This window comes from Blautia sp. MSK17_66 (assembly GCF_020538025.1).
Classification (GTDB): Bacteria; Bacillota; Clostridia; order Lachnospirales; family Lachnospiraceae; genus Blautia_A.
This window is the reverse complement of record NZ_JAJBNQ010000026.1, coordinates 37850-59932: the sequence shown is the minus strand read 5'-3', so window position 1 is coordinate 59932 and position 22083 is coordinate 37850. Positions and strand designations below refer to the sequence as shown.

The 22083-nt window shown below is 44.6% G+C and carries 19 protein-coding genes and 1 pseudogene; all 20 read right to left on the bottom strand.

The features are described 5' to 3' along the window. Nucleotides 1-85, bottom strand: a pseudogene (locus LIR34_RS13780) (IS200/IS605 family transposase); the annotation flags it as partial. A gap of 410 nt (nucleotides 86-495) precedes the next feature. Continuing rightward, nucleotides 496-1962: an ATP-binding protein gene (locus tag LIR34_RS13775; protein WP_173902323.1), complete on the bottom strand. Its 1467-nt coding sequence runs from the start codon at nucleotides 1960-1962 to the stop codon at nucleotides 496-498. An 11-nt stretch (nucleotides 1963-1973) separates the two neighbouring features. Beyond that, on the bottom strand, nucleotides 1974-2435 hold the full coding sequence (locus LIR34_RS13770) for an NUDIX hydrolase (RefSeq protein WP_173902324.1): 462 nt from the start codon (nucleotides 2433-2435) through the stop codon (nucleotides 1974-1976). Nucleotides 2436-2497: 62 nt separating this feature from the next. Further along, nucleotides 2498-5461, bottom strand: coding sequence for a response regulator (locus tag LIR34_RS13765; protein WP_173902325.1), 2964 nt, complete (start codon nucleotides 5459-5461; stop codon nucleotides 2498-2500). Between the two features lie 4 nt (nucleotides 5462-5465). After that, on the bottom strand, nucleotides 5466-7316 hold the full coding sequence (locus LIR34_RS13760; protein WP_173902326.1) for an extracellular solute-binding protein: 1851 nt from the start codon (nucleotides 7314-7316) through the stop codon (nucleotides 5466-5468). 38 nt (nucleotides 7317-7354) lie between these two features. Further along, entirely contained in the window at nucleotides 7355-7714 is a 360-nt protein-coding gene (locus tag LIR34_RS13755) for a diguanylate cyclase domain-containing protein (RefSeq protein ID WP_173902327.1), read from the bottom strand. Between the two features lie 90 nt (nucleotides 7715-7804). Beyond that, entirely contained in the window at nucleotides 7805-9745 is a 1941-nt protein-coding gene (locus tag LIR34_RS13750; RefSeq protein ID WP_244092240.1) for an outer membrane protein assembly factor BamB family protein, read from the bottom strand. A 94-nt stretch (nucleotides 9746-9839) separates the two neighbouring features. Beyond that, nucleotides 9840-10574 carry a glycosyltransferase family 2 protein gene (locus LIR34_RS13745; RefSeq protein ID WP_161285958.1) on the bottom strand — a complete coding sequence of 245 codons (735 nt, stop codon included), beginning with the start codon at nucleotides 10572-10574 and terminating at the stop codon, nucleotides 9840-9842. A gap of 14 nt (nucleotides 10575-10588) precedes the next feature. Continuing rightward, nucleotides 10589-11869 carry a bifunctional phosphoribosyl-AMP cyclohydrolase/phosphoribosyl-ATP diphosphatase HisIE gene (gene hisIE, locus LIR34_RS13740; protein WP_173902328.1) on the bottom strand — a complete coding sequence of 427 codons (1281 nt, stop codon included), beginning with the start codon at nucleotides 11867-11869 and terminating at the stop codon, nucleotides 10589-10591. A gap of 18 nt (nucleotides 11870-11887) precedes the next feature. After that, nucleotides 11888-12475: an imidazoleglycerol-phosphate dehydratase HisB gene (gene hisB, locus LIR34_RS13735; RefSeq protein WP_173902329.1), complete on the bottom strand. Its 588-nt coding sequence runs from the start codon at nucleotides 12473-12475 to the stop codon at nucleotides 11888-11890. Continuing rightward, a complete protein-coding gene (gene hisD / locus LIR34_RS13730; RefSeq protein WP_173902330.1) occupies nucleotides 12476-13786 on the bottom strand; it encodes a histidinol dehydrogenase in 1311 nt (436 codons plus the stop codon). Nucleotides 13787-13813: 27 nt separating this feature from the next. Next, a complete protein-coding gene (gene hisG, locus LIR34_RS13725; protein ID WP_161285962.1) occupies nucleotides 13814-14455 on the bottom strand; it encodes an ATP phosphoribosyltransferase in 642 nt (213 codons plus the stop codon). Nucleotide 14456: 1 nt separating this feature from the next. After that, complete coding sequence (gene hisZ / locus LIR34_RS13720; protein ID WP_161285963.1) at nucleotides 14457-15575, bottom strand: ATP phosphoribosyltransferase regulatory subunit; 1119 nt, start codon at nucleotides 15573-15575, stop codon at nucleotides 14457-14459. A gap of 93 nt (nucleotides 15576-15668) precedes the next feature. After that, nucleotides 15669-16202, bottom strand: a complete 534-nt coding sequence (locus LIR34_RS13715; protein WP_173902331.1) for a Holliday junction resolvase RecU — start codon at nucleotides 16200-16202, stop codon at nucleotides 15669-15671. Continuing rightward, complete coding sequence (gene lepB / locus LIR34_RS13710) at nucleotides 16203-16760, bottom strand: signal peptidase I (protein ID WP_173902332.1); 558 nt, start codon at nucleotides 16758-16760, stop codon at nucleotides 16203-16205. Next, a complete protein-coding gene (locus tag LIR34_RS13705; protein ID WP_173902333.1) occupies nucleotides 16757-17740 on the bottom strand; it encodes an RluA family pseudouridine synthase in 984 nt (327 codons plus the stop codon). Before LIR34_RS13705 ends, lepB begins: the two co-directional genes overlap by 4 nt. Before the next feature lie 18 nt (nucleotides 17741-17758). Beyond that, complete coding sequence (locus tag LIR34_RS13700) at nucleotides 17759-18382, bottom strand: hypothetical protein (RefSeq protein ID WP_173902334.1); 624 nt, start codon at nucleotides 18380-18382, stop codon at nucleotides 17759-17761. A gap of 38 nt (nucleotides 18383-18420) precedes the next feature. Then, nucleotides 18421-20322 carry a YgiQ family radical SAM protein gene (locus LIR34_RS13695; RefSeq protein ID WP_161285968.1) on the bottom strand — a complete coding sequence of 634 codons (1902 nt, stop codon included), beginning with the start codon at nucleotides 20320-20322 and terminating at the stop codon, nucleotides 18421-18423. Nucleotides 20323-20336: 14 nt separating this feature from the next. Continuing rightward, nucleotides 20337-21143: a GTP pyrophosphokinase gene (locus LIR34_RS13690; RefSeq protein ID WP_161285969.1), complete on the bottom strand. Its 807-nt coding sequence runs from the start codon at nucleotides 21141-21143 to the stop codon at nucleotides 20337-20339. A gap of 106 nt (nucleotides 21144-21249) precedes the next feature. Further along, nucleotides 21250-22062: a M23 family metallopeptidase gene (locus tag LIR34_RS13685; RefSeq protein WP_244092241.1), complete on the bottom strand. Its 813-nt coding sequence runs from the start codon at nucleotides 22060-22062 to the stop codon at nucleotides 21250-21252. Nucleotides 22063-22083: the final 21 nt, after the last annotated feature.

Here is a 22083-nt window from a genome sequence, read left to right as displayed (position 1 = left end):
TATTTTCCGCCGGTATTTCACCGACCATACCATATGGTAGTTGATATTACACACAAGTTCTATAATGTATTAGATTTTCTTTCATACATATAGTATAACATAATGAGTGGAAATGTGCAACAAAACCCCAAACATATTTTCGATGGTTTGTATTCCGGTTACGGCACTAATATCAGGGTGGGAGAAGAATTATTATATTTTTTCAATGTGCAGATATGCACAATCCTGCGCTTTCATCTCGGTAATTGAATTGCCGAGGATTCCCGCTTATTATCCTAAATCTTCCTGTATAATGTTGCGGAATATTTTTCAGATATTTCTCCAGTTCGATTTCTCCTATAAATCTGTCAAAAGTCAGCACTGGATCACAGATGTCCAGATAATCTTGAATTAGCATTGGCAAAATTGCCTGTTTTGGGGTAATACGGGACTTCTATCCTTCGATTTTCATCATAACCTTACACTTTTTTTTATAACATACAATGCCATACAAAATTACTGCCATTTTAGATTGCCCGGCTGCAAAAGTGTCAGTAGTGTTTCATATACATCTTCATTTTGTTTGACGATTATGGAAAGTTCCTCCTTTGCCTGATTCAGCTGATGGAACAGGCTGCGGACTTCGGATTCTTTTCCTTCACAGGAATATCTGGAGCGAAGATATCCGTTTTTATCATAATAATAACGATCATCCAGTACAGTAACAAGGCATTTTGTATCCCTGACGGCAGTCATCTCCATTTCATGGTACCTGGTGCAGACCAGTGGTCTGTACTGATATCCCTGACTGGTATAATCCTTCAGCAGCATCTCTGCCTCACCCTCGTCATTTGCATATACAGCAGAAACATGGGGATAGAAATTGGCTGTTTTTCTTCCCGTATAATGCATCATGTTCTGAATGAATGAGGACAGTTCTGCATTAGTCCGAATCCGGTTAGTCAAATGAAACATCTGAATCTCCGGCAAATTTTCTATAAATTTTATGGTATCTGTGCCTAATTCATCCGGACATATGGCATCTTCAGAGTCACTGGAAAAGATGAGTGGAAAATGTCCATTATACTGTTTTAACAAAATCTGCAGTTTTTCGGCAGAAAGTAAATGTGTCTCATCTACCAGAACTGCGCTGTAAGCTTCCAGCGATACTTCTTCTGTCAGCTGGTCATCTGCCAGGAAATCAATACGCCTCAAACGTTCATGTAAAATTTTCCATTCGCTGCCGGCATTTCCGCAGTGAATGATCAGAACCTTTTGACGTCTGGACAGTTTCATGGCAATATCATAAAGAAGAAGCGTTTTTCCTGTTCCGGGAAGACCCGTGAAACAAAAATATCCATATCGCCCGATACGAAGCTTCTTCAAGATCTGACGCTGGATATCTCTCTGCTGGGATGTCAGGAAATATTCTTTTTTCAGGAAACGGGCCGGCTCTGAGACCGGAGAAATCAGGTACAGCTCTGCCTGAAACAGATCATCAATATCTCTCCGATAGTCGTCACTCTCTCTCTGCAGTGCCCTGCACAGATCCTTCCAGTCTGCGTCCACAATGTGGTCATGATTGGTAAGTCTTACAAGCCTGTCCTGACTGCTGATATAGGTGTAAGACTGTATGGTGCAGCCCAGGACAGAAAGATAATAGCGATTTTGCATGAGCTGTTTACGGATTGCTTCATCAGAAACAACTCCGCTTTTCAATTCGATATTGATGATCTGATCCTCTTTGATCTGAAGAAGATCGAATTCTTTTCCGAGTCTGGGAATCTGATAAGAATAAAAGAAACGCAGAGAATATACGTTATCCATGTGTGCCTCCAGTCGACGCACCAGCGACTTCATACTTTCCAGTTCCCATTCCCGTATTTTCAGAAAGTGCTCTCTGTCTGACAACTGGCGTTCCAGTTTTGACAGAGAGGATAAATTCTGATTTCTTGTGATCGTGTATATGGATATGGATCTCATGGCTTCTGCCTTTAATAAAGATTAATTTGCTTGTTTATCAGTTTCTCACCTTCATACTGCAGTTTCACAGAGAAAAATCTCTCATCTCCTGAAAGAAGCAGTTCAAGAAAGACTTTGTCCCCCTCCCATGTTGGCAGTGTCGGCACTATAGACTTATCCACCCAGTTAAGATCTCCTTCATTGCATTCTATCAGTTCACCGACATATTCATCTGCAGTAAATACACACATAAGCTCTGGGTCACATTCGCTGTTTATAAATGTGACCAGACCACGGAATTTATAAGACAACAGTGTCAGTCCCGTTTCTTCCTTTACCTCACGCACAAGACATTCCTCCGGGGATTCTATGCCTTCTGCATGTCCGCCGACTCCAATCCACTTTCCCTGGTTTATATCATTCTGTTTTTTTACTCTGTGCAGCATCAGATACTGATTATTATTTTCTATGTAACATAAGGTTGTTATTTTCATTTTGTCTCTCCAGTTTCTTCTATGACTGATCCTTCTTACATTACCCGAAGCATCCTTCTGGATTATATTCCTTCATTTCCAAATATATTCTGCAGAGTATGCGTCAGTTCTTCGATGACAATAGGCTTTGAAAGGAACCCGTTCATACCGCAGCTCAGTGCTGTCCTTCTGTCCTCATCAAACGCATTGGCGGTCATTGCAAATATCGGAATCTGAGCCAGTGCAGGATTCTCCAGTGCACGAATATGTCCGGTGGCCTCATATCCATTCATGACAGGCATCTGTACATCCATCAGCACCAGATCATAATCTCCCGGTGTTGAGCGATAAATCTTCTCTACGGCAATGGCACCATTTTCCGCTGTGTCGACCAGGAATCCATATTCCCTGAGGATTTCTACAGCGATCTCACGATTAAGCTCGTTATCCTCTACAAGAAGGATGTGCTTATCTGTAAAATCAGAACTTTCTCTCGGAAGAATCTCATCATCATTCTCTCCCTGCTGCTTTCCGATTGCGGTCATCAGCGTCTCTCTGAGATCTGACATAAACATCGGCTTGGAGCAGAATGCAGTGACTCCGGCAGCCCTTGCTTCTACTTCAATTTCTGACCAGTCATAGGCTGTCAGGATAATGATCGGTGTATCATCCCCGAGTCCGCGGATCTGGCGGGTAACTTCAATACCATTCATATCCGGCAGACGCCAGTCGATGATATAGGCATGAAAAGCATCCCCCAGTTCCATGGACTGTCGGGCACGAAGAACGGCTTCTTTACCGGACAGCGTCCATTCCGAACGCATTCCCACCTTCACAAGCATCTTTGTCACACTGTCACAGGTATTAAAATCATCGTCTACCACCAGAGCCTTCAATCCCTCCAGCTCTGCGATCTTTTCTTCACGATGATGTTCCGGCTGAATACGCAGTGCCAGACGGACAATAAATTCACTGCCCTTCCCCTGCTCAGTCTGAATATCAATGGTACCGCCCATCATATCCACAATATTTTTGGTGATAGCCATACCAAGTCCCGTACCCTGGATCCGGCTGACCGTGGAGGTCCGCTCACGTTCAAATGGTGAAAAAATCCTCTGTGCAAACTCCTGACTCATACCGATTCCATTGTCCTTCACCCGGATCTCATACAGGCCGCTGCCTCTCTGTGTACCTGGAAACTGTTTGATCCGGACAGAAACGGTCCCGCCTGCAGGAGTAAACTTAATGGCATTGGATAACAGGTTCAAAAGAACCTGGTTCAGTCGTGTCTTGTCACAATACACATCTTCATCCGTAACGTCCATGGCATCCATATAGAGTTCCAGCTGTTTTGCATGGATCTGTCCGCTGACAATCGTCTTTAGGTCATGAAGAATCTCGGACAGACTGACTTCGGTCTCTTCGAGATGGATTTTGCCGCTCTCAATACGGCTCATATCCAGCACATCATTGATAAGAGAAAGCAGATGATTGCTGGAGGAGAGAATCTTGCCTAAGTAATCCTTAACCTTTTCTCTGTTATTGATATTGCTTACAGCAAGAGTGGTAAACCCAATAATCGCATTCATTGGTGTCCGGATGTCGTGAGACATATTGGAGAGGAAGGTGCTCTTTGCCCGGTTTGCAGTCTCTGCAGCATGAACAGCCTCCGAAAGTGCCTGATTCATTTTCTTATCGGCTGTACGGTCTGACATAACCAGGATATATTTCTTTTTTCCGTTTACTTCGCTGCCCATAGCAACAATATGGAACCAACGCCGCTCTCTGGTTTTCTGATGAATATACTCAAAATCCCATTCTTTCTGTTCATCCGTCGAAATCCCCGCCAGACAATTCTTTGTACGATTCCCGGTCTCCTTAGGCTGCAGTTTTGCCAGGACATGAACATCCTCCTGAAGCTGTTCTATCGTAATGCCCAACAGTTTATTTACATTCGGACTGATGTAATCTGCCCTATATGTTCTGGCATCCAGCATGAGAAAGACATCCTCCACATTCATAGAAAGCTTTTTAAAAAGTTCATCCCGATACAGGATTTCTGTATCCTTTTTCTTCAGGCTTACACTGCTCTTTTTGAGGATAAGTCCAATGATAAACAGCGTAACGCAAAGCATCACTGCCCCCACAAGGAGCATGGTAGTGAACTGCAGAGTATTCATACTGGTATTGACGATATCCGTCGGGACCAGACCCAGCAATGTCCAGTCCTGGATTTTTGACTTTTCATAAACCAGATAGTAATCCTTTCCATCCAGCTTAACAAGCATTGCATCGGTACGTCCCTCTTTGAACTGGTCTGAGAGTTCAAGGATTATTTCTTCAGAGATATCTGAATGCTCTCTGAGAACACCAAAGAAATTATATACTGTCCCCCAGGATTCATTCGAATGGTCGATCACTACACGACCATCTGAATGGACGACATAGCTTTTTGCATTTCCCTGAAAGGCAGAAATATCCAGTACTTTTACAATATCGGCATTTTCATAGGCAATCGCAATGGCATCATATTCAAATCCCTGATAGGTTCCATACGCCCTGGGACTGACAAATACAAGCATCTGAGATTTCCCGGGAAGTGCCACATTTGTTATGAGGTCCTTTCCCTGCCTTATCTCATCCTCGAGATTTTCCTGTAATCCAAGATACCCCGTCTCACCTGTTGCCATCTTATAATTGCCGTCAGCCGACAGAAAATAGAACGATAAAAAGCCTGCCTCTTCCTGTGCTTTATCTATGTACTCACAAATTTCACTTTCGTCGGAAGTATTCGTCAGATACTCACTCCACATATGCAGATAGGTCAGATTTTTATCCGCCAGTTCACTTAACAGATTATTGGACTGGTGAAAAACTTCTGTCAGATGAGAAACACTTTCCTTATAAACCGTCCGTGACACAAAGTCAGAATATTGGAGGCCGCCACAGACAACTCCTATAAGCAAAACAACAAAAGCTGCTATTCCTAATCGATTTCTTCTAAAAAACTTCTTCTTTCTTTTCGTAGTATGATTCGTACTGCCCATCCTTTTACCTCAAAGTGATATAATCTTCAGGTTCTGCAAGAATGGCATCACCATCTGAAACATAATTGATCCAGTCATCTGTCACCTGCACATCTCCTCCATCAAAGACGATATTTTTGTCTGTCTGAAAAGCTTCCATATACTGTGCTGCTGCCAGACAGGTTACTGTAAAAGTATCATCATCCTGAATAGCTTTTCCATTCTTTGTAATTTCGATCAGTGTATAACCATCTTTGTCTTCTCTGACTTCCATGGAAATACCACTGGCTACTGGCAGCGAACCACGGTTAAATGGGATAAACCCTCCCTGATAACCCTCCACAAAGCTTCTGACGGTCTCTTTTAATTCTGCTCCGCTCATCTTCCGACTGTAAACCTGGAGATCGTTTGGCATGATCATACTGGCTGCCATTTTTTTGGTATATCCTGCCTTCAGCACATTTCCGGTAAAACTGTTTCCAGTCGCGATCAGCACATCTGTCCCATACATGCCACGCAGCGTATTTGCCATGACAGAATAAGATGCATTTCCGCCACTTGCATGAAAATAATTGGAATAGGATTTCTGTGAATTTAATACTACCTCTTCCGAAGCAGGATCGTCCTCAAGAAGCTGGGCATTGAATGCCTGATACGCCTGTTCTGCATCATACTCTCCTTCGATCATTTTGGAAACCACATCCTTGGAAACAGCAAAGAAGTCATTGGACGCAATACGGATATACATATGATTTTCTTCGATCACAGGCCTAACATCTTTCAGATAGTCTGTAAGATGAATATCCACATCCTGACTGTAGCTCAACAGATCCTGACCATCCATGATGATCTGATTCTGTGCATCCTCAGAAAGCATTGTATTCAATACTTTCATTGCCTTCTGGCGACGTGTTTCATCCTGTGTCAGATCGCGGTTCAGTGCCACCTGGAAATATGGCGTGGTCATCAGCCACTTTTCGCCGTTCTCTTCAAAGAATGGGAGAAATGTCGTGTTGATTCCCTGGTCCTGAAACATTTTTACACCGTATGAACTGCCAAAATACATGGCAAGCTCGCCATTCTGATACATCTGGACCACATCATCATAATTCATATCCAGATCATCCGCACTCAGTTTCGTATCCTGAATGAACTGCTCCATACGTTCAAAGGCCTTCGGCCAGACAGTCTCGTCCAGTCCTGCCTTCTCTGTATTTCCCGGATCGCTGTAGGCTGTACGCCACTTGCGTCCGGCTGCTGTAGAAAGCTCTGCTGCCGACAGTCCCTGCAGTGTTTCCATGCAGGTGTAATCATAATAGTAATCTGCACTAAATCCCCGAATTCCCTCTTCCTCGAATCTCTGGCATGCAGAAACAAAGCTCTCGTAATCTGTCGGCAATGGGATATCATACTTTTCAAAAAGATCCTTATTGGCAATGAAACCATGAACGTCCGCACATACCGGAAGCCAGTTCACACTGCCGTCTTCATTCATAAAGCTGGTAAGATAGGAGTTGTAAACGGCACCCGCCTCATTCGTCGTGGAAAGATCCATCAGACTGTCCTTCAGTGGGCTGGCATCATGCAGGGAAAACCGGCAACAGGTAATGATATCCGGAAGTCCGCCGTTTTCATTGAGAAACTTGTAGAAATCCAGATTATTACTGCCCACTACAAATTCAATATTGATATCCGGAAGCTGCTCCTGAATGTATGATGCATATTTTTCATACAGGCTTGTGCTCCACAAATAGACTGTGATTGTATCTTTTTCCTCTTTTTCCTCCTTCTTTTCGCCACAGCCTGACAGAAGTGATATTGCCATAACTATTACCAGAAGTGCAGTGAAAGCGGGATTCCGTTTTTTCTTTTTCATAAATTCTCCTCTCTTTTATCAAAGTTATCGGTTCTTTTTCAGCAGGTCACATAGGTTTCGATTTCCTGTCTGGTCTTTCCTTTTACGCAGATAATAAATTCATCTCCACCAGTCCTATAGCAGTTTCCATCATTTTTGATCACCTGCTTTAAACAACTGGCTATCTGCATGATCAGTTCATCCCCCTTCTGATGACCGAGATTATCATTTATCTTCTTCAGATCATTAGCATCTGCCATAACTCTGTTCAGCTTATTATTCCTGTGTTCTTTTAGTTCCCGATAGCCTGAATGCAGAAAAAACGTAATGACTGCTGCCATCAGAAGGTGTTCCAGTATTATGATGAATGTGATCGGAGTCAGATCTACCATATAATTTACAGAATAAATAAAGATCACTCAGCTTATAAATGTCGCTGTTCTCATTAACAGCAGCTACCTGCCTGCTTGCTATATACTGTAACTGTGAGGGTACTGAACAGTTACGATTTACTTAAACTGAATTCCCCAGATCTTGCAGTCTCTGGTGCCGACAACCATGTAGCTGTCATACACAGCCGGGGAGGCCTCGATCACACCGTCACTGATCGACAGTTTATCATTCAATTCTCCTGTTCTGCCGTCAAGCAGACGAACATCCCCCGTACTGTTGCAGTAGAGGACTTTGCCGTTTCCGTCTTTATTGTAAACACAGACCGGTGAAGACCAGGCATAGGAGGAGGAGTCCTCCCAGACTTTGGAGCCGTCAGATTTCTTCAGGCAGACCAGGACTCCCGAAGCATTGTCAGAAGTTTTGGAGACTGTAACATATATGTAATCAGAAAGGCTGTTCTTTCCACAGGCAATCGTAGACTGAACGCCGCCGGAAACACCATCGTCTGTGTAGCATTGATAATCCGTATGCCAGATGATCTCGCCTGTCTGTGCATCGATCTTCCAGATTGGGATCGTTGCAGAATCATTGCTTCTCCATCCCAGACGGAAAGAAGTACTTACATACAGATACAGATGTCCGTTTTCGATTTCCAGAACCGGCGTAGAGTTGGAATCATCGAGCGTATCCTGCACCCATACCAGCTGCAGGGTATTTATGTTCAGACACATCAGGTTTCCGCCATTGTCTGTCATAAAGACATAGCCCTTATAGACAGCAGCACTGTCCTCCATGCCAAGCCAGAAAGACTCGTCACTGCTTCTTGTTCCATAATAACGCCATTTCACGATTCTGCCTGGATTGATGGATAAGGAGCCGGCAGCTGCATCATAACTGGTATTCAGCCTGATAAGATACAGAATTCCATTTTCTCCCGGATAGATCAGCGTATCCGTCTCTTCATCTACCAGTGCAGAGCCGTCGAAAAAGCTCAGGCTTCCTCTGAGTGAAAATTCATCGTTATCACCAAAGGTATACATAACACTGCAGTCGATCAGGTTGACAACGAAAACTCGCGCCGTTCCCTCGTCACTGTTGTATCCGGCACCGACATACATGATCGGATAACCTCTCGGATCCAGTGCACCTGCGCCCTTGAATGTATAGCCAAGATACAGAGGATCCCGCGTTTTCTCACCTGTTTTCAGATCAAGGAAATAGACATTTCCGTCCATACAGGCATAGATCACCTCGACCAGATCATCATCTGCCTTGGCCTTCTCAGTCATGTTCATATGGGCTTTGACTTCTTTTGGCCATTTCATCATCAGAGGCTGACCTGTCCAGCCACTTCCTGTCCATACTGTATTTCCTGAGGCAAGAGAACCTGTGTCTGCTGACCATAAGCTATTAAGCTTATAATCATTCATATTCGCATAACCATGTGTCGGATTATCACGGAAACTGTTTCCCCTGAATGTGACGATCCCGTCTACATCGGTGTAATCCTCTCCTACCTGAAACTGAATATCACTCTCCGGCTGATAATCCGAGATATTTGTAAGCTGCGTTCCATCAACCTCAATATTCGTATAACTGATCAGATTCTCCGGTTTTGTTGACTCCACACAATGAGGCTCAAAGGAAATCTCCTTCGTCACCTCCATTTCCACGAGATCCCCTGCTGCCTTTGCATCTTTGGAGGCTGCGGCCTTTACCTTTTTGTTGTCTGTTTGTTTGCCAGACAGAAAAATCCTGCCGCCGGCAAAAACAAGCAGAAGTACCAGAAACAGGATACCTCCTATTTTAAACTGTGGTTTCAGACGGAATCTTCTCCTCCTGCGGCGGCTTCGCTGTCTGGAAGCAGCAGTCTGATGCTGTACCGGTCTTGCAGGTTGCTCTGAACTCTGTGTTTTTCGTTTTTTTTCGTTCTGTGTTTCAGACAGACTCTTCTTCAGTTTCTGTCTCTCTGTCATCTCTGGATGTACAGTATGTTCCTCTGTAACTTTAGGACTGTACCTGCTTTTCCTGATATGTGTATTTCTTTTCTGTTCCATAATCCTCTCCTCAAAAAGCTGCCCCTGTTAATTCATTTCCTGCTAACCCGGCAGAAATAAAGTATTTTTATTATACGACAATAATCCCGGAGAATCAAACTCCCCGGGATAATACTTTATTTATTTTTCGGAAATCTCTGACTGCCTGTCTGCCGATTCCGAATATTTTTTTCATATTGATGGAATTCACACCACCCTGTCTCGGACGGAATGTGATCGGAATATATTTGACCCTGCATCCTTTCTTTGCATAAATTACAGAAAGAATGACATTGGAAAGATTAAAGTCCTTCGGAATAAGACCGATATATTTCTGAAGTGTCTCCGCCTGCATCAGACGGAACGGTGTATTGGCATCTGTCACGGAAACTCCGAAACAGATGCGGATCACGAAACGAAGGGTCTTTGTGACAAAAATACGGTTTTCGCCGTCCTGACGCTTATTTCTCCATCCGATCACCATATCGTAGGATTCCTTCTGCTCCCAGAATGGCTCAAACTCCTCCGGCAGCGTCTGACCGTCGGAGTCTGTCTGGAAGATATAATCAGCCCCCTGCTTCAGTGCATAACGATAACCATATAATACCGTTGCACCATGGCCGCCATTAGGCTTGGTCAGAGGCTGAAACAGCGGATGCGTCTTCGCATATTCCTGCATGATCGCATACGTATCGTCCTTACTTCCGTCATCGATCACGACCAGACGGGATTCTCCTCCTCCACAATGTTTCTCCACCACCGGATACCAGTCATCCAGCACCTGATAAATATTATCACGCTCATTATATGCCGGTATGACGATATATAACTTTTCGTTTTCTGTTTTCACTACATGATCTCCTGTTATCTGCGGGCAAGCTCCCGGGTAATATCCTCCCAGGTAACACCTTTCTCTACCATCAGCACCATGGCATGGTACAGAAAATCTGAAATCTCATATTTGATTTCTTCTTTGTCCGGATTTTTTGCTGCGATCACGATTTCTGTGCACTCCTCGCCGACTTTCTTGAGGATCTTGTCGATTCCTTTGTCAAAAAGATAGTTCGTATAAGAACCCTCCTTCGGATGTGCCTTGCGGTCTGCGATCACCTGATAAACATCCTGAAAAACTCTGAGAGGATTCGTATCGTCATATTCTTTTTTTATCAGTTCTTTAAAAAAGCAGGACCTGCTTCCTGTATGGCAGGCTGCACCAATCTGATCTACCTTCGCAAGAATTGTATCATTATCACAGTCCAAATGCAAGGATTTCACATACTGAAAATGTCCGGAAGTCAGTCCTTTGATCCAGAGTTCCTGGCGGCTGCGGCTCCAGTAAGTCATTTTGCCGGTTCTGACCGTCATATTAAAGGCTTCTTCGTTCATATAAGCCAGCATCAGCACCTGATCGGTTTTATAATCCTGTACAATGACCGGAACCATTCCGCCACCGTTTAGCTTAAACTCAGACCAGCTGATCGCACTCTCATAGGTATTGACCGGGATTCCGGCTTCCTTACAGTTCTGCTTAAATTCATTGAGATCTGTTTCCGGTGCACTGATAAAGCTTCCGCTCAGCCCTCCGATCAGAGGATCCAAAAGAAGCGACTGCAGTGACTCTGCATTGCTTTCTTCTGTATGGAAGATTACCGGCAACCTGGAACCTTCCTGCATCTTCGGCACTGCGTCCAGCGCAAGAATCCCGGAAGCATACTCACAAATCATTTCTTTATGATCCTCATATTCCTCAAGTGAGGAGATGCATACCAGCATCTTCTCTTTTCCAAAACGCCTGGACATTCCTTCGAGAAGCTCCACATTACTGTTTTTTGCAAAATTCAGAACAACCCTGGCACATCCGGCATAGATCAGTTTTTTGACATCCTCCATGCGGTTGATATTTCCGGCTGCCATAACCGGTACTTCAGATGCCGCACAGATTTCCCGGATCTTCGCAATTGCCTGTTCATGTTCTGCATCTCCCGAAGAAAAGTCAAAGACCAGAATCTCATCTGCTCCATTATCACTGTAAAAACGTGCCAGTTTCTCTACGTCACCATCACCAAACAGGTTTCTCTGTCCAAAACCGGTCACTGCTTTGCCCGCCTGTAAATACAGACACGGAATTAGTAATTTTTTATTCATAGGACAATCCTCTCTGTCTTACAGACTTCCCTTGGTGGAAAGTACATCTGTGATCCTTGGATCAAAAGATGTTGCCTGATCCAGTGCCTTGGCAAAGCTTTTGAACATTGCCTCTGCCACATGATGGCTATTTCCGCCTGTCAGTACCTTGATATGAAGATTCATTCCGCAGGAATACGAAATCGCATAGAAAAATTCCTTCACCATCTCCGTTGCCATATCACCTATCTTTTCAGAAGTAAATTCTGCATCCCAGGAGAAATACGGACGTCCGGACAGATCGACTGCACAGAGGACAAGGACCTCATCCATCGGAAGAATGCAGCTTCCATAGCGGCGGATGCCCTTTTTGTCTCCCACAGCTTCTTTGATCGCATTTCCGAGGACGATTCCCGTATCCTCAATGGTGTGATGGTCGTCTACCTTAAGATCTCCATGTACTCGTACGCTTAAGTCAAAAAGTCCGTGACGTGCAAATCCGTCAAGCATATGGTCAAAAAATCCCACTCCTGTCTCAATGTCTGAGTATCCGGTCCCATCCAGAACCAGCTTCAGTTTGATCTCTGTTTCTTTTGTATTTCTTTCTACAGATGCTTCTCTGGTCATTTATTCCTCCTGCTGTTCTTCATCCTCAAAACGTACAGCAATAGAATTTGCATGTGCTGTCAGCTGCTCTGAAGATGCAAACTGTTCAATGTCTTTGTGGATCTCTCGCAGTGCTTCTCTTGAATAGTATACGATGCTGGATTTCTTTACAAAATCGTCTACAGAAAGTGCGGAGAAAAACTTTGCGGTTCCATTGGTTGGAAGTACATGGTTTGGTCCTGCAAAATAATCACCCAGTGGTTCAGAGCTGTTTTCTCCGATAAAGATCGCACCGGCATTTCTTACCTTCATCATGACTTCAAAAGGATTTACAGTCACAATTTCCATATGTTCAGATGCGATGGCGTTTGCTGCCTCGATCGCCTCATCCATATTTTCAGCGATCAGGATATAACCAAAGTTATCCAATGATTTCTGAATGATCTCTTTACGGGAAAGGACTTTGACAAAGCCATCCACTTCCTCACTCACCTTAGCTGCAAACTCTCTGCTCGTTGTGATCAGGATCGCGGAGGCAAGCTCGTCATGCTCTGCCTGGGACAGAAGATCTGCTGCAACATATCTTGGATTTGCTGTCTCATCTGCAAGAACCAGGATCTCACTCGGTCCTGCGATAGAATCAATACTGACATAACCGTAGACTGCTTTTTTTGCAAGAGCCACAAAAATATTTCCAGGTCCTACGATCTTATCCACCTTCGGAATACTCTCTGTTCCATAGGCAAGTGCTCCGATCGCCTGTGCGCCGCCGACCTTGTAGATTTCATCAGCTCCTGCTTCTTTTGCAGCTACCAGAGTGGACGGATTGACCTTCCCGTCTTTTCCCGGAGGTGTCGTCATCACGATCTGGTCTACCCCTGCCACCTTCGCCGGCACAATGTTCATAAGAACCGAAGAAGGATAAACCGCCTTTCCGCCCGGAACATAAACGCCGACTCTCTCAAGTGGTGTCACCTTCTGACCAAGCATGGTTCCTTTTGCTTCTGTGGTAAACCAGCTGTTCTGTCTCTGTTTCTCGTGATAACTTCTGATGTTCACCAGTGCTTTTCGGATCACCTCGATCAGAGCCGGATCTACTGCCTCATAGGCTTCTTTGATCTCTTCTTCTGTAACACGGATCGTTTCTCCGGTGATTTCAGTCTTGTCAAATTCCTTCGTATAGGCAAAAAGGGCTTCATCCCCTTTTTCTTTTACATTTTTGAGAATGTTATCTACTGCGGCTTCAAACTTTCCGTAATTGTTCGGACTTCTTTTGAGAAGATTTTCCAAAATATCTTTTGTACTTTCTTTTGTCAGTGCTACTGTACGCATTGTTATCATCCCTTCTGTCAACAGTATTTATTTATCCATCACATTTCTGAGATCTGTGATCAGCTTATGGATTCTTTCGCCCTCCATCTTCATGCTGACCTGATTCACGACCATCCTTGCAGAAAGCGGGCAGACTTCCTCAAGAACCTTAAGACCGTTCTCACGAAGCGTACTTCCGGTTTCCACAATATCTACGATCACCTCAGAAAGTCCTACGATCGGTGCAAGTTCGATAGAACCATTCAGTTTGATAAGCTCTACCGTCTGATGCTTCTGATTATAGAAGTAATCCTTTGCTATATTCGGATATTTAGTTGCCACACGGATCAGCTGATTGTTATGCAGAAGCTCTCTGGCACTTTCCGGTCCGCAGACACACATCCGGCATTTGCCGAATCCAAGATCCATAACCTCATAAAGCTTTCTTCCCTCTTCCAGGATAATATCCTTACCTGTCACTCCGATGTCGGCTGCACCGTATTCTACATAAGTCGGTACATCCGGTCCCTTTGCAAGGAAAAAACGAAGCTTCAGTTCTTCATTTACAAAAATCAGTTTACGGGAACTCTTGTCTCTCATCTCCTCACAGGTGATCCCGATCTGTTCCAGCATATCCAGAGTTTTTTCGGCAAGTCTTCCCTTTGTCAGTGCAATTGTCAGGTATCTCATCTCAGTCTTCCTCCTTCTCACAGCGCAGAGCTACACAGGTTCCCTCTTTACGAAGCCTCTGTGCCTCCAGGATGGCTTCTCGTCTGTTTTTCTCTGTATAGGTAAGGATCAGAGGAGCTTCATCCTCCATAACCTTTATCTTCTGTCTGGAAAGTGCCATAAGAAGACTGTCTACAACAATAACAAAACCAATGGAAGCTGCCGGTTTTCCGAAATGCTTCAGAAGCTCATTGTAACGTCCGCCTTTTACTACCGGCTCGCCGATCCCATAGGTATATGCCTGAAAAATGATTCCTGTATAATACTGGATCTTGCTGAGCATGCCAAGATCAAAACTTACATATTTTTCATAACCGTATATCTTAAGAATCTCATAGATTTCTTCCAGTCTTTCTACAGCCGCGATCGCACATTTATTTTCTGTCAAACTTCTGGCTTTTGCAAGCACCTCGCTGGAACCGAACAGATGCGGCAGTTCGCGGAAGGCTTTTTCCAGAGATTCCGGAAGATTCTGTTCCTTTACCAGATCCTCTACTGCAAAATAATTCTTCTGAGAGATCAGAGAACGAAGACGCTCTTCTGCCTCTTCTTCAAGATCTGCCTCCCGAAGAAGGGATTTGAAATAATCCACCTGCCCTACACTGACCTGAAATTCAGTAAGGCCTGAGGCCAGAAGGCTCTCGATCGTCATGGCAAGCAGTTCTGCATCTGCCTCCGGAGAATCATCTCCGATACGCTCAACGCCCATCTGCGTCGTTTCTTTGAGCCTTCCCTGATAGCTTGAGTTATTTACAAATGTATTTCCAGTGTAACACAGTGTCACTACCTGCTGATCCGGATTAAAATAAGTCGCACATGCTCTGGATACGGACGGGGTGAAGTCCGGTCTCAATACCAGAGTGTTGCCTTCTCTGTCAAAAAATTTATACAGGTCTTTGGAAGGAACGGTTCCTACCTCACTGCTGAACACCTCAAAATATTCGATCCCCGGTGTTTCTATCTCTTCATATCCATAAGAATGGAATACTTTATAAATTTCCGCCTGCAGATGATGTTTCTGGCTGCACTCTCCATTATAGATGTCACGTACACCCTCCGGTGTATGAAAAATACGCTGCATAGTTTGTCCTCCTCGTGGGCAGCCATACACTTTAGTATGCTACCATGCTACTCTGTAAAACACTAAAGATTATAGTTGATATTCTAAGGATTGTCAATCCCGCATTTTGAGATCCTGCTGAATCCCCTCCAGATAAGGAACCAGAAATCCACCCTGCTTCGGCAGATAGAATTCCTCTTTGAGTTCTTCTCTTCGAAAACTCTTGCGCCCGCCATCTTCCATACGCTGCCAGAAGCTCTTGAGATCGCGGAACGAAAGATAATAAAAACGATCCGCGTGGCTGAAGAAAATAAGGAAGAAGGCAATTCCTCCCTGCTGCTCAAAGGCCTCCATAAATGTCACCTGATGAGGATGGATATTGCTGAGGGGAAAGGTATCCACACAGCATTCCTTTGCGTCAAAACAGACCGGGATGCCCTGAACCACTCCAATATAATCTACGGTACTTCTCTGCTCAAAATAGGCCAGTGTTATATGACGGTTTTCCTTATCCATCCGTACCGGAGTGATCGGTGTCGGTATTTTCTGTATCAGTGCCAGCTTCTTCTGAGCATACTGCTCGTTGGTACGATTAACAAGGTCTTCAAGGGTTGAACCCCGAAGACCTCTGCTGTTCCACGTTGCCATTTATTCCAGAACCTTGATGGACGGATAATATCTTACGATCGCTTTGCCGACAATTTCGTCATAGGTCACAAACGTATTCTGCCAGAATCTGGAATCCTTGGAATGCTCACGATTATCTCCAAGCATGAAATAGCTTCCCTCCGGCACAACATATGGACCATAATTTCCGGTTGGTGTTTCCGGTACATGACTGTTCGCTTCCTCGTCTTCCACACCATTGATAAAAACTTTGCCGTTCCTGATCTCAACAGTATCCCCCGGAAGGCCGATCAGTCTTTTGATAAAGAGCTGGCTCTCATCATCCGGATATTTGAAGATAATGATATCATAACGCTCCGGATCTTTCATTTTTTTGGAAATATGTTTTCCAAAGAAATCGAAGTTGATGCCATATGCCATACGGAAACCAAAGATACGATCTCCTGTCATGATCGTCTGTTCCATGGATTCAGACGGGATTTTTGCATTGATAAGAACCACATTGTTTACGACCAGGACTACCACGATCACGATGACGAACATCTTGACATAGTCCCAGACCTCATTCCAGATTTTCATAATAATTTCTCCTCTAACTTCTCTTCTTTTATGATGCGTTGAAACTGTGCCGGCAGTGGTGCCTCAAAACACTTTCCAGACAGATTTGAAAGCCTCCCATCCATCCCGTCCGGGAAACTCAGACGGAACGCATGAAGCAGCTGATGCTTTAACTGATATTTTTCTCTGCAGCGGCGATTAAAGCTCTCCTGCCCGTACTTGGTATCACCCGCCAGCGGATGCCCCTCCGACGCAAGATGGGCACGGATCTGATGCGTACGTCCCGTGATCAGCCCAACCTTAAGAAGTGTTACCCTCCCATTGTCTCCAAGCGGCTCATAGACGGTCTCTATTGGCTGTGCATCTTTCTCTTTCTGCCTGTAAATGGTTACTTTATTCAACTTTGTATCTTTATATAAATAACCTTTAATATGCTTCCTTCCCTTAAGGACTCCATTTACAACACACAGATATTCTTTATGTACTGTTCTGTCATGGAATAATTCCGAAAGCTCCTGCAGCCCCGCCAGTGATTTGCCTCCTGCAATGATACCACTCGTGTTTTTGTCAAGGCGATTGCAGACAGATGGGCGGAAGGTGCGAAGGTCTTCCTCTGTCAGTTCTCCCTTCTCAAGAAGATAGCCTGTCAGATATTCTACCATGGATGGTTCTCCGCTGTCATCCGGCTGTGAAAGCATTCCTGCCGGTTTGTTGATGAGAAGAATGTCTCTGTCCTCATAGATCACCTCCAGTGCAGTCACTGCCCTGGCAGCCTGTTTCTGCTCGCTGAATTTATCAAATGTCTCATCACTTAAAAACAGCTTTATCGTATCACCGGCTTCCAGCTTTTCATTTCCAGTCGCCTTCCTGCCATTCAACGTGATATTTTTCTTGCGGAGCATTTTGTAAAAAAAACTTTTCGGAGCATTCCGAAGAAGCTTGGACAGATACTTGTCAAATCTCTGTCCGGCTTCATTGTCACGAATCTGAAACTCCTTCATTTCCTGTTCCTCTTTCTTTCAGACACAGATCGCCAGGATCGTGTGTTTGATCAGTTCATTTCTGGATAATTCCGGATATTTTTCGTCCGGTCGGAATTTGATTCCCTCCTCCAGGGATTCTTTATGCTCGTTCATGGAATCCAGACGTTCCAGAAACTGCGGCAGCCTCGTAAAGATCTTGACGTTTGCCTTAAAGCCATTTCCCCGCAAAATCTTCTGTGCTTCCCGCTCCATAAATGCAGCATCGATCTTCGGATCACTGCTGAAACCAACAACCGTATTTCCACAGATTGCAAATGCATCGATCGATGCACTTTTTTCATAGAAGGTCATATACATCTCATAAGACATCAGGATTCTGCCGGCATGCTCGGATATCTCCTCATATACCTGCGGTGCGACCGGCTTTGCACGAAAGATCATGATAAGACTTACCATGGATTTACACGCCGGAAGGCAGCCGACAACAGCGATCACCGTCCATATCGTCAGTCTGGTCTTAAAATAGATCATTGCAGAAAAAAAGATTCCAAGCGGTACTGCAAATAAAATTGCAGTAATAAGGATCCTCTTCTTTTTTTCGGAAGCCAGATACCCGTAATCTCCTTTTCTGACCTTGTTTTCATTTTTTGTTTTGCTCATTTACAGCTCCTTATTGGTAACCGTTCTGACAGTTACTTTTATTTTTTCTTATGCGTGTTGCGGATTGTTTTTCTGGCCGGCTTTCTTCCCTGGGCCTTCTTTCTCTCTGCACCTGATATGGTTCTGCCGGATTCCTTTCGCCGGTCTCTCTCCGGGCGAAGCAGACATTTCGGTCCAAATCCAACCAGATCCATGCGCCCTGCCATCTTAAGTCCTTCCAGCACCAGACTCCGGTTTGCAGGGTTTTTGTACTGCATCAGAGCTCTCTGGATTGCCTTTTCATGCGGGTCACGCGGAATATATACCTTTTCTTTCGTAAGAGGATGTATCCCGGTATAATACATACAAGTGGAAAGTGTCGACGGCGTCGGATAAAAATCCTGCACCTGTTCCGGTGTAAATCCCAGATCACGCACATATTCTGCAAGCTTTACCGCCTCTTTTATCGTACATCCCGGATGCGAGGACATAAAATACGGAACCGCATACTGCTTCCTGCCGGTGGCAGCATTCGCTTTCTCATATTGATCCAGAAACTGCTGGTAGACTTCATGGGACGGTTTTCCCATATAATGAAGTACCTGATTGGAAACATGTTCCGGTGCAACACGAAGCTGTCCGCTGACATGATGCTTTACAAGCTCCTGCAGAAAAACAGGGCTCTTATCTGCCACCACATAATCAAAACGAACGCCGGAACGGATGAATACTTTTTTGACGCCGGAGAGTTTCCGGAGCTTTCGAAGCAGAGAAACATAATCTGTATGATCTACGGTAAGATTGCCGCACGGTTTCGGAAAAAGGCACTGCCGGTTCTGGCAGACGCCTTTGGTCAGCTGCTTTTGACAGGACGGCTGTCGAAAATCCGCTGTAGGTCCTCCCACATCATGGATATATCCCTTAAAATCAGGGTCTTTTGTCATTTTTTCTGCTTCCCTCAAAATAGAATCGTGGCTTCTTGTCTGAAGGATCCTTCCCTGATGGAAGGTCAGGGCACAGAAATTACAGCCTCCAAAGCACCCTCTGTTGCTCGTCAGACTGAATTTGATTTCTTCCAGTGCCGGTATTCCTCCTCTGGCATCATACATCGGATGCCATGCATTCCGGTAAGGAAGATCATAGACATCATCCATCTCCTGCTGGCTTAACGGAAGTGCAGGCGGATTCTGGATCACATAGCCTCTGTTTCCGTAATTCTCTGCCATCACTCTGGCAGTAAAAGGGTCTGTATTCCGATACTGCTCGGCAAAGCTTTCTGCATATGCTTTTTTGTCTGAAGAAACCGTCTCATAGGAAGGAAGGATGACCGGATCATAGGCACGGGAAAGATCTTTGCATTTATAAACGGTTCCCGGGACAAAGGTAATCTCATCTATCGGAAGTCCACTCTGCAGTGCTTCTGCGATCTGTATGATCGAATGTTCCCCCATTCCGTAGGAAATGAGATCCGCTCCCGAATCCAGAAGGACGCTGCGGCGTACCTTATTCTCCCAATAGTCATAATGGGCAAGACGACGAAGGCTTGCCTCGATCCCTCCCAGTATGATTGGGGTATGCTTATATGTCTGACGGATCAGATTACTGTAGACTACTGTAGGCATGTCCGGACGAAGGCCCATCTCTCCTCCCGGAGAGTAGGAATCCTTCTGGCGGTGCTTTCTGGATACGGTATAATGGTTCACCATAGAATCCATATTTCCGGCACTGACCAGGAAACCAAGGCGCGGCGCGCCAAATACCTGTACACTCTCTTTCTTACGCCAGTCGGGCTGTGGAATGATCCCCACACGATAACCCCTGCTTTCCAGAAGTCTTGATATGATCGCAGCACCAAAAGAAGGATGGTCTACATAGGCATCTCCTGTCAGATAGACAAAATCCACCTGGTCCCATCCTCTTTGCTGCATTTCTTTTTTGGTTACTGGTAAAAAATCCTGCATGTGTCTGTGTTCTCCTAAAATGATACAGACTGCGCCCGATATCCTTCTGCGATAATATCAAGCTGTCTGTGAAAACGGGCAAGCTGCTGCAGATCTTTCGTTCTGAATACCCGAAGAAATTCATCCTGGATCTTGGCAACTTCTCTTTTATTTGAGATCTTGTAAAGATTTTCGATACTGAGAAGGATATCTTTGACAAGATTCGACTGGAGCTGTGAGGAATTCTGTGCATCCATGATCTCGTCCCTGACGGACGACATTTCCTGGTCCAGTGCAATGATCGCATCTGCTGCATTACTTAAGCGTTCTGCAACATGAAGCGGCATCTCACCTTTATATTTATATTGGAGAGAGTGCTCGATCGTCGCCCAGAAATTCATCGCCATGGTACGGATCTGGATCTCCGCCTGAATCTGTTTCGGCCCGTTTATGGTTTCTACTGTATAATAAATGATCAGGTGATAGCTTCTGTAACCACTCTGTTTGATATGCTTGAGATAATTTTTCTCACTCTTGATCGTCATATCGGTACGCTTCTGGATCATGGCTGCTACTGTATCAATATCTTCTTCAAACTGGCAGATAATACGGATTCCCGCGATATCCTCCAGTTCTTCTTCCATATGTTCCATAAGAATGTGTTTGCGCTGCATTTTTTCCAGGATGCTCGGCACACTCTTGACACGTCCGCTGACCTGTTCGATCGGAGAATAGAGGTCATTCTGCTTGTGTTCGTCTATAATATGCTCAAACTTGACCATCAGTTCTCTGACCGCCAGTTCATAGGGGCATAATATACTTCTCCATAACTGTATTTCCATAAAAATCGCTCCCTTTAAAGGCTTGTTACAAAAGTAGTTTCGTCTCAATCTTGGCGAAAGCAAAACTACATTTGCATTATATCACATTTTCATCTGAAATAGTGAATTAATATACACAGTTTATGATTTTTTTCTGAACAGCTCTTAAAACCCAGTAAGGATTTACGTTCATCGCATCTGTGCAGGGCATTCTGATATAGATCCTGAAATTCAGATGCACCGATATCTTCCCTTCTGCCTTTCCCGGATCACAGCCGGTATTTCCCATAAACCCAAGAATTTCTCCGGCATCCACGAGGGTTCCTTTCTCCCGGAGACGCTCATACGAGGAGAGATGTGCATAATAAAAATATCCTCCTGACGGTGCACGTATTCCAATCCGATATCCGTCGGAAGGCATCCATCCAATCTCTTCAATCCTTCCGTCTGTCATACTGATGATCGGATAAAAATCTGCCTGGTCGCATTTTCCAAACAGATCACAGCCTGCTCTTTTCTGATCCTCTCCATCGTTTTTTCTGCTCTTTATCCAGTCATCCTCAAAAAAAATCTCCTTCGACGCAACAGGAAAATATTCTGCATCGTTCCACACCATCCGATAAGCATCGCACAGATCTTTATATTCTCTATATTTATATCTCAGATAAGGTTCTTTGTCGAAAGAGCAGTTCTCGGGATAAAAGCCGCCATTCAGCATGACAGCTGTCAGATTTTCAATCCAGTCGGCAGTCCCCGGCTCCTGCTTTTTCAGCTGCTGATACAGCCCGGGCAAAAGTCTCTGTTCACGGAAGGCCTCTGTAGCACAGGTTTCTGTATTCAAAATGGAGGCTCTGCTTCGCCTGAGCAGGATTTCCTGCCCTCCTTCGATACAGATAAGTATCAGGATACAGAACAGAACTATACAAATTTTATGCTTCATATCCTTCTTTCTTCGGATTAT

Bases quoted from the DNA above. Each gene is read 5' to 3' on its own strand.
- LIR34_RS13775 (WP_173902323.1), bottom strand. From the start codon at position 1,962: ATGAGATCCATATCCATATACACGATCACAAGAAATCAGAATTTATCC.
- LIR34_RS13770 (WP_173902324.1), bottom strand. From the start codon at position 2,435: ATGAAAATAACAACCTTATGTTACATAGAAAATAATAATCAGTATCTG.
- LIR34_RS13765 (WP_173902325.1), bottom strand. From the start codon at position 5,461: ATGGGCAGTACGAATCATACTACGAAAAGAAAGAAGAAGTTTTTTAGA.
- LIR34_RS13760 (WP_173902326.1), bottom strand. From the start codon at position 7,316: ATGAAAAAGAAAAAACGGAATCCCGCTTTCACTGCACTTCTGGTAATA.
- LIR34_RS13750 (WP_244092240.1), bottom strand. From the start codon at position 9,745: ATGGAACAGAAAAGAAATACACATATCAGGAAAAGCAGGTACAGTCCT.
- hisIE (WP_173902328.1), bottom strand. From the start codon at position 11,869: ATGAATAAAAAATTACTAATTCCGTGTCTGTATTTACAGGCGGGCAAA.
- hisB (WP_173902329.1), bottom strand. From the start codon at position 12,475: ATGACCAGAGAAGCATCTGTAGAAAGAAATACAAAAGAAACAGAGATC.
- hisD (WP_173902330.1), bottom strand. From the start codon at position 13,786: ATGCGTACAGTAGCACTGACAAAAGAAAGTACAAAAGATATTTTGGAA.
- hisG (WP_161285962.1), bottom strand. From the start codon at position 14,455: ATGAGATACCTGACAATTGCACTGACAAAGGGAAGACTTGCCGAAAAA.
- hisZ (WP_161285963.1), bottom strand. From the start codon at position 15,575: ATGCAGCGTATTTTTCATACACCGGAGGGTGTACGTGACATCTATAAT.
- LIR34_RS13715 (WP_173902331.1), bottom strand. From the start codon at position 16,202: ATGGCAACGTGGAACAGCAGAGGTCTTCGGGGTTCAACCCTTGAAGAC.
- lepB (WP_173902332.1), bottom strand. From the start codon at position 16,760: ATGAAAATCTGGAATGAGGTCTGGGACTATGTCAAGATGTTCGTCATC.
- LIR34_RS13705 (WP_173902333.1), bottom strand. From the start codon at position 17,740: ATGAAGGAGTTTCAGATTCGTGACAATGAAGCCGGACAGAGATTTGAC.
- LIR34_RS13700 (WP_173902334.1), bottom strand. From the start codon at position 18,382: ATGAGCAAAACAAAAAATGAAAACAAGGTCAGAAAAGGAGATTACGGG.
- LIR34_RS13695 (WP_161285968.1), bottom strand. From the start codon at position 20,322: ATGCAGGATTTTTTACCAGTAACCAAAAAAGAAATGCAGCAAAGAGGA.
- LIR34_RS13690 (WP_161285969.1), bottom strand. From the start codon at position 21,143: ATGGAAATACAGTTATGGAGAAGTATATTATGCCCCTATGAACTGGCG.
- LIR34_RS13685 (WP_244092241.1), bottom strand. From the start codon at position 22,062: ATGAAGCATAAAATTTGTATAGTTCTGTTCTGTATCCTGATACTTATC.